Origin of the sequence: Aulosira sp. FACHB-615 (genome assembly GCF_014698045.1) — a bacterium.
Classification (GTDB): Bacteria; Cyanobacteriota; Cyanobacteriia; order Cyanobacteriales; family Nostocaceae; genus Nostoc_B.
Genome location: NZ_JACJSE010000012.1, coordinates 155,194 through 170,874, shown reverse-complemented (window position 1 = coordinate 170,874; position 15,681 = coordinate 155,194). Strand labels below are relative to the sequence as shown.

At 40.6% G+C, this 15,681-nt stretch carries 12 protein-coding genes; 11 read left to right on the top strand and 1 reads right to left on the bottom strand.

The window, feature by feature from the left end:
• Positions 1-1,133: 1,133 nt before the first annotated feature.
• Positions 1,134-2,456 carry a dihydroorotase gene (locus H6G77_RS19995; protein ID WP_190669253.1) on the bottom strand — a complete coding sequence of 441 codons (1,323 nt, stop codon included), beginning with the start codon at positions 2,454-2,456 and terminating at the stop codon, positions 1,134-1,136.
• 245 nt (positions 2,457-2,701) lie between these two features.
• Here H6G77_RS19995 and lepB point away from each other — a divergent pair, with 245 nt between their 5' ends.
• The 11 genes from lepB to H6G77_RS19945 all read left to right on the top strand — a co-directional run bounded on the left by lepB (position 2,702) and on the right by H6G77_RS19945 (position 15,631).
• Entirely contained in the window at positions 2,702-3,343 is a 642-nt protein-coding gene (lepB, locus tag H6G77_RS19990; RefSeq protein ID WP_190593770.1) for a signal peptidase I, read from the top strand.
• A 15-nt stretch (positions 3,344-3,358) separates the two neighbouring features.
• The gene (locus H6G77_RS19985; protein ID WP_190593772.1) at positions 3,359-4,156 is read left to right on the top strand and encodes an MOSC domain-containing protein; all 798 of its coding nucleotides are present in this window, start codon (positions 3,359-3,361) and stop codon (positions 4,154-4,156) included.
• A gap of 957 nt (positions 4,157-5,113) precedes the next feature.
• Entirely contained in the window at positions 5,114-6,949 is a 1,836-nt protein-coding gene (locus tag H6G77_RS19980) for a GGDEF domain-containing response regulator (protein WP_190593774.1), read from the top strand.
• Positions 6,950-7,188: 239 nt separating this feature from the next.
• The gene (gene ldpA / locus H6G77_RS19975) at positions 7,189-8,358 is read left to right on the top strand and encodes a circadian clock protein LdpA (RefSeq protein ID WP_190872532.1); all 1,170 of its coding nucleotides are present in this window, start codon (positions 7,189-7,191) and stop codon (positions 8,356-8,358) included.
• Between the two features lie 40 nt (positions 8,359-8,398).
• Positions 8,399-10,135, top strand: a complete 1,737-nt coding sequence (locus H6G77_RS19970; protein WP_190593777.1) for a R3H domain-containing nucleic acid-binding protein — start codon at positions 8,399-8,401, stop codon at positions 10,133-10,135.
• Between the two features lie 132 nt (positions 10,136-10,267).
• The gene (locus H6G77_RS19965; RefSeq protein WP_190872531.1) at positions 10,268-11,047 is read left to right on the top strand and encodes a class I SAM-dependent methyltransferase; all 780 of its coding nucleotides are present in this window, start codon (positions 10,268-10,270) and stop codon (positions 11,045-11,047) included.
• Between the two features lie 610 nt (positions 11,048-11,657).
• Entirely contained in the window at positions 11,658-12,032 is a 375-nt protein-coding gene (locus H6G77_RS19960) for a hypothetical protein (RefSeq protein WP_190593780.1), read from the top strand.
• A 346-nt stretch (positions 12,033-12,378) separates the two neighbouring features.
• Positions 12,379-12,732, top strand: a complete 354-nt coding sequence (locus H6G77_RS19955; protein ID WP_190593783.1) for a hypothetical protein — start codon at positions 12,379-12,381, stop codon at positions 12,730-12,732.
• Positions 12,710-12,835 (top strand): hypothetical protein, encoded by a 126-nt coding sequence (locus H6G77_RS36295; RefSeq protein ID WP_277880590.1) that lies wholly within the window; start codon positions 12,710-12,712, stop codon positions 12,833-12,835. Before H6G77_RS19955 ends, H6G77_RS36295 begins: the two co-directional genes overlap by 23 nt.
• A gap of 588 nt (positions 12,836-13,423) precedes the next feature.
• The gene (locus tag H6G77_RS19950; RefSeq protein ID WP_190593787.1) at positions 13,424-13,741 is read left to right on the top strand and encodes a hypothetical protein; all 318 of its coding nucleotides are present in this window, start codon (positions 13,424-13,426) and stop codon (positions 13,739-13,741) included.
• 162 nt (positions 13,742-13,903) lie between these two features.
• The gene (locus tag H6G77_RS19945; RefSeq protein WP_190872530.1) at positions 13,904-15,631 is read left to right on the top strand and encodes a succinate dehydrogenase/fumarate reductase flavoprotein subunit; all 1,728 of its coding nucleotides are present in this window, start codon (positions 13,904-13,906) and stop codon (positions 15,629-15,631) included.
• Positions 15,632-15,681 lie beyond the last annotated feature (50 nt).

The window sequence follows — 15,681 nt, the reverse complement described above, 5'->3', positions numbered from 1 at the left end:
ATAAAAATGTATCGATAGTCGAGGGGGGATTGTACACTCGTTCTATCTACCACTACCGCGTTCATCGAAGAAATTGACTAACATTACTGCCTTCATTATTCAAAAATCAATGGAATACTGTACAATAGGGGTTTGGCCTTGATTGACATTTACTAGCGACTGCATTTAGCTAATTTTTGGTCTATGCTCGCAGACAGTATTGCCGTAAGTGTCGATAAATCTTGAGTCAAAGCTTTTGAATGAAACAATCCTTTGGAGAGTGATATCTAGCAAGCTGCCAGATTTTTGAGTGCGGACACTCAAGGGTAATTACATTCAAATAAGAAGTGACTTTAATTTGTTGTTTAGGGAATCATCTTGGTGAGAAGGCTCATTTACAGATGAATTTTAGTTAGCCAGTCAGTACTGGGATGTATTACTTGTATTCTGTTTTTCTTTGTACCTGCCTTTGATTAACTAAGTAAATTGTTTCTTTTAGTGTGTTTAATTGGGATGCTAGTGTTTTGAGACTAACTTTGTTTTCTTTGCTAATGCTGGCTTTTAGAACACCAATTGCTGAGAAAACAATCAATCAGAAGTGTAAAAAATAGGTTTTAAGGTCGTCCAAATTAAGTGCATATAAAATTTATATATGTATAAAACTGAGTTTTCACAGAAATTTGCCCGTTTACTTAACCCTATTAATTCTCTTCTTTTTTTAGCGGAAAAATCCGGATAGTTGAACACAAAAGACTAGTTGAGAAAGGTTAAAAGATTTACGATCGCAGTAGCCATCCTGTCATCTATCCACTGACCTAGTATTCCCAAGTTAAAAACAGAATCTGTAATCAAAAAGTAACTAATGATTAAGTTATGAGATAAATTAATTTTAAAAAGTCTTGGTTAAAAGAAAATCTTATATTCATACTGATATATCTTCCAAAAGCCCAAACATTTTTAACCAAGTAGCATAGTATTTATACGAGTTAAAATCGTATAAACACTCAACTTTTCGCCTCCAAATTTGGAAGCTAGTGTTTATACGTAGTTGAAAGGAGGCAGGGGGCAGTGGTTCGGCTACGCTCACCAACCAGGGGCAGAAGGCAGGGGGAAAATATTTAACTCAGCACTCAGCACTCAGCACTACTAAATATTTATGAAGAGAAAGTTAAAGCTTGACCGCGCACGTCAGTATTAACGCGATTTTGTTCATAGACAATTTGTCCACCCACAATTGTGATGACAGGCCAGCCTGTGAGGTTCCAACCTTCAAAGGGACTCCAACCACATTTGGTTAACAAATCTTCCCGACGGACGGGACTGTAATTATCCAAGTCTACCAAGACTAAATCGGCATCGTAACCAGGTGCGATCGCTCCTTTATGCGGAATTTTATAAGCTTGCGCCACCGCATTAGACATCCAGTTGGCAACTTGCGCCACAGTACATTTTCCTTGCATTGCCGCAGTTAACATCAATGGTAAAGAAGTCTCGACACCGGGCATTCCCGAAGGTGTATTGGGGTATTCTTGGGCTTTTTCTGCCAAGGTGTGGGGGGCATGGTCGGTGGCGATAAAATCAATCACACCATCCCGTAACGCTTGCCAGAGAACTTCGTTATCGTGGGGCGATCGCAATGGCGGATTCATTTGCGCTAAAGTGCCAATATCTTGATAAGCACTGCTATTTAATAGCAAATGCTGTGGTGTGACCTCCGCAGTCACCCAACGCGGTTTGTCTTGACGTAACAACTCAGCTTCTTCGCCTGTGGACAGATGTAATATATGTAGCCGACGCTGATATTTTTTAGAAAGATTTAAGGCTTTTTGGGTAGCTAACAGCGCCGCTTGATTATCTTGAATTTGGGAGTGAATTGCTGGGTCATGAATACCAGCAAACTCTTGTCGTCGTTGATTAATGCGTTCTTGGTCTTCAGCGTGAACCGCAATTAAGCGATCGCCTTGGGCGAAAATGGCTTCCAGCACAGTATCTTGGTCAACCAGTAACTGACCGTGCATCGAACCCATGAAAACTTTAATTCCTGGTGTTGGTTGGGCTGTGAGTAAATCTGGCAAAACTTCTGCGGTTGCACCAATAAAAAAGCCATAATTCACTACACACTTACTAGCTGCCCGTTGGAGTTTATCATCTAATGCCGCTTGAGTAGTAGTCAGGGGGCGGGTATTAGGCATTTCTAAAAACGAAGTTACACCGCCCTTAGCACAGGCACAACTAGCGGTAAATAAATCTTCTTTATGTTCTAGTCCTGGTTCCCGAAAATGCACTTGCGGGTCGATAACTCCTGGCAACAAAGTTAACCCTTGTGCGTCAACCTCTCTGGTGACAATGGTACCAGCAATCTCCGGTGCCACTTCTTGGATGAGGCGATCGCGCACAAGTACATCCCCAACCATGAATTCACCATTGGGTAGGACAATGCGAGCGCGGCGAATTAGTAAACTTTCTGAAGATGACATGGAGCTAAAAAATTTGAAGGAAAGGAGTTATGTGTGACGGCAAGCTTTAATCTTAGATGAAACTTGCTTGCTCTTTCTATGATCAATTTTTGCAGCTGATTCAAAAAAAGTTTATTTTTAACTTATACATCTGTCTGTAAAGATGCTAAAACTCACCTAGAGAACCTAATTTTCTCGTTAAAATTAACAGATAGACTTTCCCTAAGCTAGTTAATTACTACACTTTTCCTTACTTCAGTACTTTCATGCAAAATCAAGTGTCTGATCAAAATTCTAATCAAAAACCCGATAATTCCTGGATTGCCGAGCTAGGTAGAACAGTTGTATTAAGTATCGTTCTTGCCCTGGGCATTCGTACTTTTGTTGCTGAAGCTCGCTGGATTCCTTCTGGTTCTATGGAACCAACTTTGCATGGGACTCAAAACCAGTGGGAAGCAGACAAGATTATTGTTGATAAGTTGAAGTATAAGTTTGCCAGCCCCCAACGGGGAGATATTGTGGTTTTTTCACCCACTGACGAACTCAAGCGTGAACAATATCAAGATGCGTTTATTAAACGTGTGATTGGCTTACCAGGAGAAACAGTAGAACTGCGTGATGGTAAAGTCTACATTAATAACAAACCCTTGGAAGAAGAAGCTTATTTAGGTTCTAGCCAGCGCACAGTGGTTGATGTTTGCACCTCTGGACAGCAACCAGCTTTCCTAGCTAAAGCGCAGACAATACCGCCAAATGCTTACCTAGTTTTAGGTGACAACCGTAACAGCAGTTACGATAGCCGTTGTTGGGGTGTTGTACCCCGCGAGAATATTATCGGTCGGGCTGTATTGCGCTTTTGGCCGTTAAATCATGTTGGCGGTATTGATAAATCACCCTTGTATCCCTAACCAAGTTATCTGAAAATGCCGTACCTAGCCAAAATCGTAATTTACCCAATTAAGTCACTAGATGGGGTAGAAGTGGCACAAGCCGAGGTTTTGTCTAGTGGCGCATTAAAAGGCGATCGCGAGTTCGCCCTTTTTGATGTACAAAGTAAATTTGTCAATGGTAAGCGTCATCCCAAAATTCATTTACTGCGGGCGGATTATCAAAACACCTCTGGCGATCAAACCATCTCTCTGAAAATTCCTCACCAGGATTCACCATTAGTTTTTAATTTAAATACAGAGAGAGAAAAATTAACCGCCGCTTTAAGTGATTTTTTTGGGTTTTCCCTTACCATCGCTCAAAACTCGCTAATGGGTTTTCCTGATGATACCGATTCTCCTGGCCCAACTGTAATTAGTACAGCAACTTTAACAGAAGTTGCTTCGTGGTTTCCTGGTGTCACTGTCGATGAAATGCGTCGTCGGATACGTGCCAACATTGAAATCGCAGGTGTACCAGCTTTTTGGGAAGATCATTTATTTAGTGAACCAGATCAATTAGTCGCCTTGCGAGTGGGAAATGTGCAGTTTTTTGGAGTCAACCCATGCCAGCGTTGTGTAGTCCCAACCAGGAATCCTGACTCAGCCGCAGTTTACCCAAGTTTCCAAAAAATATTTATCCAACAGCGACAAGCAACATTACCAGACTCAGTAAATCTATCACACTTTAATCATTTTTACCGCTTGAGTGTGAATACTAGAGTACACATATCAGAATCTGGCAAAATATTACAAATTGGTGATGAAATCGAAATAATTCCAGATATTAATTAATAAATTTTATTAATATCAATAATTGGATGACTGTTAAGCTATTATGCAATTGTGCTTACAAGATTTGAATATTTATTATCAGGTTTTTAGCTGCAAGTGCGAGACTTGTAAACTATTTACTAAAAATCTCTAAGTTCAAATTTGCTCCCAAAGACTTGAGTAAACAAGTGTTCATCTATTTTTGATTTTGGCTAAACAGTAACCTTGAGATATCACTAAGCTAGATTACAGTAAGGCCAAATTGACAAATGATTGCAATAGATGAATCCCCGAAAAACTTACCAGTCAATCATAAGAAAATCCAACATCTCAAACTCCACAATAGTCTAAATTCTGCTGCCATACAAAAGTTTCAGGACTTAGTGTAATTATAAAATTGCCTCTGCTATGTATGCGTAGAGCTTGGCAAAAGTAAATCTTTATACTAAAAATAGTAATATCCTTTGTAGCTTTGAACGTATCACACAGTAATAACCCGGAGCAAATTATGTATCTAAAATTGCCTGAGTTATCCACAACGGGAGCTAGGGAAAAATCCAACAACCATGATATTTAAACTTCCGCTTACTCAATCGTTTCATCTCCTCATTACCAAGGTTTATGCCAAAATACCCATGATATTAGTTATAATTAAGACCTTTGTCTTGTAATTGAGAGTCGTTGTGAGGCTATTGGTTTATCTTGCATTGCAAAATAAAGTACAACAATAGTAAAGCTGCTAGACCAATTAGAAAACTCAGTATTACTGAATTCCCGATTTTTGTGGAACAGGTAAGGTATCTATTTTGATCACAGCAGCTAAGTCATCTCACAAATGCCAAGCAGAAAATCAAATCTGCGATCCCAAAGAAAAATATTTTCAGGATAAGATTACAATCAAATGTGCCGGGTTTTCAACAATTTAGCTAATAAGTATCAGTTTGAGAAAACTATGGAATTGACGAGAAGCAAGATGTAATGAACCACCAGCAGTTAGACCCGGATAAAAAAGATATCTTAATAATTGACGACAAGGCAGATAACTTGAGAGTTTTATCCTCTCTACTGGCTAGAAAAGGATACAACGTCCGTAAAGCGTTAAACTGGCAAATGGCTTTAACTGCTTGTCAAACTGTTTTACCGGATCTAATTTTACTTGATATTATGATGCCGGAAGTTGACGGCTATGAAGTTTGTCGGCGGTTTAAGAGTTGGGATTTAACCGCAGATATTCCCGTAATTTTTATTAGTGCTTTAGATGATGTCTTCGATAAAATTAAAGGTTTTAGATTAGGGGGAGTAGACTATATTACTAAACCCTTTGAGTTTGAAGAAGTTGTAGTGCGCGTTCAAAATCAACTAGAACTGAGACAAGCAAGATTAGAAATTTTAAGACTCAATACAGAACTAGAGCAAAGAGTCAAATCTCGAACTTGGGAATTAGAAAATGCTCTACAAAAACTGCAACGAGAAATAATTTCTCGGCAACAATTACAAGATAAATTACTAGATATAGTTCTCCATGACGCACTCACAGGATTACCAAATCGGGTTTTGTTTTTAAGACAGTTAGGCAAAGCTCTTAACCTAGCGAGAGAAGATAAAAACTATCATTTTGCTGTCCTATATTTAGATTGCGATCGCTTCAAAGTTGTCAATGATTCTCTCGGTCATCTTGTGGGAGATGAATTACTGATTGCGATTGCGCGTCGTCTGCAATCATGCTTGAATCCTGGTGATACCCTAGCAAGACTCGGTGGTGATGAATTTGGTATTCTTCTCGAAAATATTTCCGATATTAATTCCGCAATTCAAGTTGCCGAACTCATGCTCCAAGAACTATCTATGACATTTAAATTGTCTAGATATGAAGTATTTATGAATGCTAGTATTGGGATTAATTGGGGTTGTAAAGATTACGAAAAACCAGAGTATTTATTACGGGATGCCGACACAGCTATGTATCGTGCTAAAGCGCAAGGTAAAGCCAGTTATAAAGTCTTTGACCCGGCAATGTACCAAGAAGCTATTCAACTGTTAGAAATTGAAAATGATCTGCGGCGAGCCATTGAAAGAAGAGAGTTGATTATTTATTATCAGCCGATTATTACCTTAAGTACTGGTCAAATTACTGGCTTTGAAGCATTAGTCCGTTGGCAACATCCTGTGCGGGGTTTAATGGCTCCCACAGAGTTTATCCCCATAGCCGAAGAAACAGGTTTGATTAACGAAATTGATATCTGGGTTTTACAATCAGCTTGTCAACAATTACGCCTTTGGCAAGAGCATCCAAATATTCCTAAAAATTTAACGATGAGTGTTAATTTAAGTGCGCGTCTGTTTACCCAAGCTAACTTAATTAACCAAATTGATCAAATTATTCATGACACCAAAGTTAATCCCAAAAATCTAGAATTAGAAATTACCGAAAGTGTGATTATGGAAAATACTCATGCGGTGAGAAGCATGATTGAGGAAATCAAACAACGCAACGTCAAGTTAGTAATGGATGATTTTGGTACTGGTTACTCTTCTCTCAGCTATATCCATAGTTTGCCTTTAGATTCTTTAAAAATTGATAAGTCTTTTATTACTAGAATGCAGTTTTATCAAGATAATCTAGGACTAGTACCAACAATAATTAGTATTGCTAAATCTATGAATATGACTGTGATTGCTGAAGGCGTAGAAACTCAAGAACAATTAGTAAAATTAAGAAGTTTGAACTGTGACTTTGCTCAAGGGTTTCTGTTTTCTCAACCTTTAAAACCAGAAACAGTGATTGACTTTATTGCATCTATGCCCCAGTGGTGAGGATAGGATTTTATACCGGATAGCAAGTAGATTGGTATATACTGAGCAATAAAATTTACATAATTTAAAATCAAAAATATATTGATTTGTTCTCGGTAGCAAGAGAATTTAGAGCAACAGTTGATTGACATTAGCTGTCAAAAGTGAGAGTCTGGTTACTCAGAAAGTCAAAATAGTGTCAAAAAATTTTTATTGATTAAAGACTACTATTTTCAGTTACATAAAAGCATAATAGAGATGTGACTGATTTGTTTGCCCCTTTACATTCCCTGGAAAACGGTCGCTGGTTCAAGCTCATTTGTGGAGCCAGCTACCAACATTTGCCAGCAGTCAGAAGTTTAACTTTAGCCTACACTTTGGCGGGTGCTGACTGTATAGATGTCGCTGCTGACCCGGCGGTGATAGCAGCAGCCAAAGCCGGACTGCAAGCAGCTAAAAACCTGACTAAAGCCGCCCAAGAACGAGGCTTCGACTATCAAGGTGGTTCGCCTTTGTTAATGGTGAGTTTGAATGATGGTGAAGACCCCCATTTTCGCAAAGCCGAGTTTGATGCCGTTCATTGTCCCTCTGACTGTCTTAGACCATGTGAGCGAGTTTGTCCGGCACAGGCGATCGCATTTAACCGGAAACCAGATAATTTTTCTGGGGTAGAATCTCAGAAATGTTACGGTTGTGGTCGTTGCATCCCATTATGCCCTTACGATATAATTTATACTAGATCATATATATCAACACCAGAGGCGATCGCGCCAATGGTAATTTCCACAGGAGTAAATGCCGTAGAAATTCATACACAAGTCGGCAGATTAGTAGAATTTCAAAAATTATGGCAAGCAATTTCACCTTGGGCTGAACAACTTCAGTTATTGGCTATCAGTTGTCCTGATGGCGATGGCATGATTGATTACTTAAAAGCAATTTATGAACTAATTACCCCACGTCCTCGTAGTTTAATTTGGCAAACCGATGGTCGTCCGATGAGTGGTGATATTGGAGATGGTACCACTACGGCGGCAGTCAAATTAGGACAAAAAGTTTTGGCAGCGAACCTACCCGGATATGTGCAGTTAGCAGGTGGCACAAATAGCTACACCGTTGCTAAGTTAAAGGCAATGGGACTACTGAAGAGAGCAGGGGTGCAGGGGAGCAGGGGTGCAGGGGAGAACAATTCTTCCTTCCCCTCTGCCCCTCTGCCCCTCCTCCCCTCTGCCTCAATAGCAGGAGTCGCCTACGGAAGCTATGCCCGTGTATTGCTGTCGCCAATTCTCGAACAGTTGGAGAATAAGGAGGTGAATTACGCCAGTGTTCAAGGGAATGTCCACCTGGAATCAGAACCGGACTTATTGTGGGAAGCTGTAGGGCTTGCCTATTCTCTCGTTTCCCAGATCAAGTCACAGCAAGAGCGATAATCGCTCGTTCGTTATCTCTCAAAACGTCACCATAGAAAGCATGACGATTAAAGACGATCTCCAAAAGTTATTAGACATCTTGCCCCAAGACTTGCGACAAGTACTAGAAAATCATCCTCAGCGAGATAGTTTAGTTGAAGTAGTCTTGGATTTGGGTCGTCGCCCAGAAGCTCGCTTTCCTAATCAAGCTGAGTATCTGAGTGAAACACCCGTAACTCAAGCACAAATTGATGATTGTATTCAGCGAGTCGGCACCTTTGGCGGAGATAATCGAGCAGGAATTGAGCAAACTTTGCATCGGATCAGTGCTATCCGCAATCGGAATGGTAAGATAATTGGCTTAACCTGTCGTGTTGGTCGTGCGGTATTCGGTACTATCGGTATGATCCGCGATTTGGTAGAAACAGGTAAATCCATTCTCATGCTAGGTCGTCCAGGTGTGGGTAAAACTACTGCCCTGCGGGAAATTGCCCGTGTGTTGGCAGATGAGCTAAACAAACGAGTAGTAATTATCGACACCTCCAACGAAATTGCGGGAGATGGCGATATTGCTCACCCTGCCATTGGTCGTGCGAGAAGGATGCAAGTAGCTCATCCAGAACTTCAGCATCAAGTCATGATTGAGGCAGTGGAAAATCACATGCCGGAAGTAATTGTGATTGATGAAATCGGCACCGAACTGGAAGCTTTAGCAGCGCGTACCATTGCCGAACGTGGTGTGCAGTTAGTAGGCACTGCTCATGGGAACCAAATTGAAAACCTGATCAAAAACCCCACACTTTCTGATTTGGTTGGTGGGATTCAGGCTGTGACACTGGGAGACGACGAAGCCAGAAGGCGTGGTTCGCAAAAAACGGTGTTAGAGCGTAAAGCTCCGCCTACCTTTGAAATTGCTGTAGAGATGTTAGAACGACAGCGTTGGGTAGTTCACGAAAGTGTTGCTGACACAGTAGATACTTTATTGCGTGGACGGCAACCAAGCCCACAAACCCGCACTGTGGATGATAATGGCAAAGTTGTCATGACTCGACAGCTATCGGTGGTGAATGGTCGTGGCGGTCATTTAGCGAGTGGGGAAGACACTTTCTCCTCTGGGCGACAGTCTAGTGGCTGGCGGGCATCGGGACAGATGGTGGCACTTCCGCCATTGAGTCTAGAGAGGGAAAAAACAACTGGACAGAGCGAGTTTGACCGCTTGCTAGAGGAATCCTTTAACTACTCCGACACCATTGATTTCGCCGCCACGAAGAACGCTGGCCCCAACGGGGAAGATTTGCCACTGCATGTTTATCCTTATGGGGTGAGTCGCCACCAATTAGAACAGGTAGTTAGTGTGCTGACTTTGCCTGTGGTATTGACAAAAGACATCGATAGTGCTGATGCAATTTTGGCATTGCGATCGCATGTCAAAAACCACGCTAAACTACGGCAAATGGCTAAAGCCCGTCATGTGCCTATCCACATGATTAAAGCCAGCACCATTCCGCAAATTACCCGTGGACTGCGGCGGTTATTGAACATCGATGAACCAGAAATTGCTGATGACCGCGAATTGCAACTTTTTCTGCACAGTGGTAGCGATGACGAAATTGATGCCCTAGAAGAAGCTAGACTTGCAGTCGAGCAAATTGTCATTCCTAAAGGACAACCAGTAGAGTTACTGCCCCGTTCTCCCCAAGTCCGCAAAATGCAGCATGAGTTGGTAGAACATTATCGCCTCAAATCCCATAGTTTTGGCGAAGAACCTAATCGTCGCTTAAGGATTTATCCGGCGTAATTTTCGCACAAAGGTTAGTTGTTGAAGTTGGGTGTAAGGGTGTGGGGGTGTAAGGGTTTTGAATACCTAAGACTCCTACACCCTTCTTCAAACTCTTGATTTTTCCTCTCATTGCGTAAGATTTTACTGAACATGAATCAGATTTCGCCATCCAAAGATAATTGGAATGCTTTGCTTTATGAAGATAAACACGCTTTTGTGTGGCAATATGGCGAAGATTTATTGCAATGGCTGAACCCCAAACCGGGAGAATTGATTTTAGATTTAGGTTGTGGAACTGGGCAACTTGCTGCGAAAATTGCTGAGTCTGGTGCTGAGGTGATGGGAATTGATAGCGCCGCCACAATGATTGAAAAGGCGCGACAAAATTATCCTGATTTACGGTTTGAAATTGCTGATGCTCGTAACTTGCAAATAGACAAACTATTTGATGCTGTATTTTCTAATGCTACCTTGCATTGGATCAAAGAAGCCGATGCTGCGATCGCCTCCATATATCAAGCACTCAAACCAGGAGGGCGTTTTGTTGCGGAATTTGGTGGTAAAGGTAACGTAGAATCTATAGTTCAAGCCTTGTATATGGCTTTGGCAAAAATTGGTCTATCTCACCCCCAAACTTTCAATCCTTGGTATTTTCCTAGTATTAGTGAGTATAGTAGTTTACTGGAAAAACAAGGGTTTGAAGTTACTCATGCTATTTTGTTTCCCCGCCCCACTGTCTTAGCAGATGAGACAGCAGGTATCAAAAACTGGCTAGAAATGTTTGCTAGTAATTTTTTCACCAACCTTTCGGCTTTGGAACAAGTAGAAGTGATTCGTAATGTTGAAGACTACCTCAAGCCTACACTTTACAACAATCATGTTTGGCTGGCAGACTATCGCAGAATTCGCATTATCGCTATCAAAGTGTAGTAGCGTGTCCGTAATAAAATTAACCGCAGATAAACGCGGATAGAATTGCTGCTATTGGATAAATTTATCTGTGTCAGTTTGGTAGCTTGTTTGTGGTGTGGGACGAAAAGCCTACAATAGATCAGCTAGAAACCCATTCCACAATCAAATTTCAATCAAAATTTAAAAACCAATTGTCAAGAAAACATCAATTATGAGAGAACTAGATAAAAATAAAAATATAAGCATAAATGATACTTAGATTTCTGAAAAAAACAGTACACCCACAAAACACTTTTTCTTACTCCCGACTCCCCAATCCTTACTCTCAGGCTGTACAGTAATTTCTAAAATAAATCAGACTACTGTAGCTTTTATCGTTTTAGTTATTCGTAAATAGGTTTTTGTTTTTTAATATTTCAAATTTTTCTAAAAATAAGTTAGTCCAAATTTACATTTTTTAACACTAGCAATGGTATTGACTTCCAGATTTTTTTGAGAAAGATTGATAATTAATGACTTAGGTATATCATTTCGACAAATTATTTGAATAATTAAATAATTCATAAGTATGTTTAACATTGCCAGTAAATTGAATAACATGGAGGAAATATACTGACGAGGGTATTAGATGGAGCCATTACAAAACCAGATTCTAACTTTGAGCCATAAACTGGATGCCCTCTACCAGGTAATTGAGCAGCTAGATTTTAAAGTTGCTCAGGCTTTCACAGAGTGTTCCTTGGCTAAAACATCTGTAAAAGATAATTATCAAGAAAATAGCGAGACTTTTCCCTATCATTTAAGAGGACAAATTAGTTTTAATCAAGAACTAGAACACAAGGATGTTCTGACAGATGGCGCTTATATTGATATGAATCGTCAAGGTGGGGATAAAGTTTTAACACCAGAAATTCAGATACAAAGACTAACAGCGCAACTAACCGCAGCTTACAATCGGATTGCGGCTTTAGAAGAACAATTACTCCGCGAAAGAATTCATTAATGGCTCATTAGTAGATATTCCCAAGGATTTTACCGGAACTTGTTAAGTCCGGTATTTTTGTTTTTATTAAGATTAATCCTTTCCTTTCCTGGCTGAGGAAAATTTGCACTAGGAAAAATTATTTTTGCGTTCTTTAAGTAATGTCCTACCCTGCGGGTTCACTGTTAGACGTTCTGCTCAGAGTAGCCTAAGAGTGCGTCTAGGTTTTTTCATAATTTTGCCTAAGTCCTGATAAGTCATAAGTATTTACTCCTTACTCATTTAGGAAACATAAGCTCCTGATGGACATTCATGGTACACGTAAGATTTAATTATTCTAAGCGGCCAGGAATTTTAGAGGAGACCAATGAATAAAATTATACTGAGTTTACTTTCCACTCCGATGCTGATTAGTTCTATTCTGTCGATGACAGCGATGGTTAATCAAGTACAAGCAGCAGAACCAGTAGTTAAAAATACTGAAGACCGTTTATCTTGTATCCGCAATAAGCATAAGGTTGGCTTAGTATGTGCTAGAGCGTCTGTATTAGCACAAATCCCGACTGAACAGGCTGAAGTAGAATTTTCTAACGATAATGTGCCGATGTTAGAGTTTAGTGACCAAGAAAGCGAAATGGCAGTGACTTTGTTTGGTTGTGACTGTCCAGCCTGCATCAATTCGTTGCGTCAAATGAGTGGTGCTAGACCTTTGGTTTATTAAAGTTTCAACAGCGATCGCTTTCATTTTATCTTTTGTTAATCAAGATTTTAGCGATGCGATCGCTATTTTTTTATTTGCTTATTTGCCATTTGGCTTCAGATAAATTATTTTTTAAACTTGAGTAAACTATAGGAAGGAATCCGCTTTGATTGTTGAAATTATCTGTAAAGGCTGGGAGTGGGGAGTGGGGAGTAGGGAGTAGAAAAGAGCATTTTGTGGGTGTACTGATTTTTTTCAGAAATCAAATATGAGTCCTATATATATGAGAATTGAAACTATCCTAAATATCATCCTCATTCAAAGCAATCATCAACATTTAGTGATAAAGAATATTGGTCATTAATAGCTTGATCATTAGTTTGCCACACCAAAAATCAAAAGTCACTGAAAGTAGAGATTTGGGTGAATTGACAGCAGAATTATCAAAAATATCTATTCTGCCAAATCTAAAAATTAAATTAAATTAAATTTAAAATAATAAATCTGTTTTATGATTTTCAAAATCATTGGAGTGGTGATGAAAATTGTTAATTAAGTTTTGAAATCAAAATCTGCTGAATCAACAACTTTTGTAACAAACAAAACGAAGTGTAAAGTGATATTACAAACATTGCAAAAATATTTAGAAATTGTTTTATAGCCAAACATGGCTCTAACGTAGAACCTATAGGAAAGACTTGAGGCAAGTGTCATGAACATTAGTGATATAAAAAACTATCGATTTGTCTGTACACTCACTTTTGGCGATATTTACGGTCAAATTATTGTTTGGCTGATTACAATTGCAGTTAGTCTGGCATCTGCCTTAGCCTTGATGGGTGCGAGACGACCAGTATATGCTTTAGCAACTGTAGGTTTAATTGTGCTGCTTTCGTTGCCTTTCTTGCTATTTGCTTTTGTAACTACATTGTTAAATCATATTGAACTAGTTGCTGTAGAGCCAGGAACCAAAACTGTACCTATCCCTGGTAATATTTCTCAGCAAAAACCTGTACAAGCTACTACCTGAAAAGTGGGGAGTAGTAAATTTTATTAATTGTTGGTGTTGAATTCTGAACTAATGATTAATTTCCCTGTCAGCAGATGGGGAATTTTTTTGTACAGATCACAAACCACTAAGTGAATCCCGTCTCTACAATAGAAAGCAGCTTTTTGCGATCGGGGGCTAGTTATGCTGGAACATGATGTCATTATTGTTGGGGGAGGATTGGCAGGTTGTCGGGCGGCGGTGGAAATTGCCCGTACTGACCCCAGTTTAAATGTTGCTGTCATTGCCAAAACTCACCCTATCCGTTCTCATTCGGTTGCAGCCCAAGGCGGAATGGCTGCATCGTTAAAAAATGTTGATACTGAAGATTCTTGGGAAGCACATGCTTTTGATACTATCAAAGGTTCTGATTACTTAGCAGACCAAGATGCAGTTGCAATTCTCACCAAAGAAGCGCCAGATGTGGTAATTGACTTAGAACATCTGGGTGTTTTATTCTCGCGCTTACCTGATGGACGCATTGCCCAACGGGCTTTCGGGGGACATTCTCACAATCGCACCTGTTACGCGGCTGATAAAACTGGTCACGCAATTTTGCATGAATTAGTCAATAATCTGCGGCGTTACGGTGTGCAGATTTATCAAGAGTGGTACGTAATGCGCCTGATTTTAGAAGAAGGACAGGCGAAGGGTTTGGTGATGTATCACTTATTGGATGGGCATATTGAGGTGGTCAGGGCAAAGGCGGTGATGTTTGCCACTGGTGGTTATGGTCGCGTTTATAACACTACTTCCAATGATTATGCTTCTACAGGTGATGGTTTGGCGATGACTGCACTTGCAGGTTTACCCCTGGAAGATATGGAGTTTGTGCAGTTCCATCCCACAGGCTTGTATCCAGTGGGGGTGTTGATTTCCGAGGCTGTGCGGGGAGAAGGGGCATATTTAATCAACAGTGAAGGCGATCGCTTTATGGCGAACTATGCACCCAGCCGGATGGAACTAGCACCCCGCGATATTACCTCACGGGCGATCGCTTACGAAATTCGGGCGGGACGTGGTGTGCATTCTGATGGTAGTGCGGGTGGCCCTTTCGTTTATCTCGACTTGCGCCATTTGGGCAAAGAAAAAATCATGAGTCGTGTTCCCTTCTGTTGGGAAGAAGCCCACCGCTTAGTCGGCGTTGATGCGGTGACTCAACCAATGCCAGTCCGCCCGACAATTCATTATTGTATGGGTGGTATACCTGTGAACACAGATGGGCAAGTTCGTAGTAGTGGTGATGCTTTAGTAGAAGCCTTCTTTGCGGCGGGTGAAACGGCTTGTGTATCTGTTCATGGGGCAAATCGTTTAGGTAGTAACTCGCTATTAGAATGTGTAGTTTATGGCAAACGCACTGGGGCGGCGATCGCCCAATATGTACAGCAACGTAAATTACCTTCCATAGATGAACAGCGTTACATCACAGAAGCCCAACAAGAAATTCAAGCTTTACTAGAACAACCAGGAGAGTATCGAATTAACCAAGTCCGCCAAGCCTTTCAAGATACTATGACCGAGTTCTGCGGCGTTTTCCGCACTCAAGAATTAATGAGTCAAGGTTGGGAAAAAATAACGCAATTACAACAAAAATATTCTCAAGTTTTCTTAGACGACAAAGGTAGCTGCTGGAATACCGAACTAGTAGAAGCTTTAGAACTGCGAAGCTTAATGGTAGTCGGACAAACAATTCTCGCCTCAGCCTTAAATCGCCAAGAAAGTCGCGGCGCACACTTCCGCGAAGACTTTCCCCAGCGCGATGATGTCAATTTCCTGCAACATACAATGGCTTACTATTCACCCGCCGGAATTGATATTCAATATCGCCCCGTAGTGATTAATATGTTTCAGCCACAGGAGAGAAAGTATTAGCTAGATCCCGAATTTCTCACGTATGGGTAGCGGGTGTGGGGAGTGTGGGG

Excerpts from the sequence above, each read along its gene's own strand:
- H6G77_RS19965 (WP_190872531.1), top strand. The coding sequence starts at position 10,268 with ATGAATCAGATTTCGCCATCCAAAGATAATTGGAATGCTTTGCTTTAT.
- H6G77_RS19980 (WP_190593774.1), top strand. The coding sequence starts at position 5,114 with ATGAACCACCAGCAGTTAGACCCGGATAAAAAAGATATCTTAATAATT.
- H6G77_RS19950 (WP_190593787.1), top strand. The coding sequence starts at position 13,424 with ATGAACATTAGTGATATAAAAAACTATCGATTTGTCTGTACACTCACT.
- H6G77_RS19985 (WP_190593772.1), top strand. The coding sequence starts at position 3,359 with ATGCCGTACCTAGCCAAAATCGTAATTTACCCAATTAAGTCACTAGAT.
- H6G77_RS19970 (WP_190593777.1), top strand. The coding sequence starts at position 8,399 with ATGACGATTAAAGACGATCTCCAAAAGTTATTAGACATCTTGCCCCAA.
- H6G77_RS19960 (WP_190593780.1), top strand. The coding sequence starts at position 11,658 with ATGGAGCCATTACAAAACCAGATTCTAACTTTGAGCCATAAACTGGAT.
- H6G77_RS19995 (WP_190669253.1), bottom strand. The coding sequence starts at position 2,456 with ATGTCATCTTCAGAAAGTTTACTAATTCGCCGCGCTCGCATTGTCCTA.
- H6G77_RS19955 (WP_190593783.1), top strand. The coding sequence starts at position 12,379 with ATGAATAAAATTATACTGAGTTTACTTTCCACTCCGATGCTGATTAGT.
- H6G77_RS19945 (WP_190872530.1), top strand. The coding sequence starts at position 13,904 with ATGCTGGAACATGATGTCATTATTGTTGGGGGAGGATTGGCAGGTTGT.
- lepB (WP_190593770.1), top strand. The coding sequence starts at position 2,702 with ATGCAAAATCAAGTGTCTGATCAAAATTCTAATCAAAAACCCGATAAT.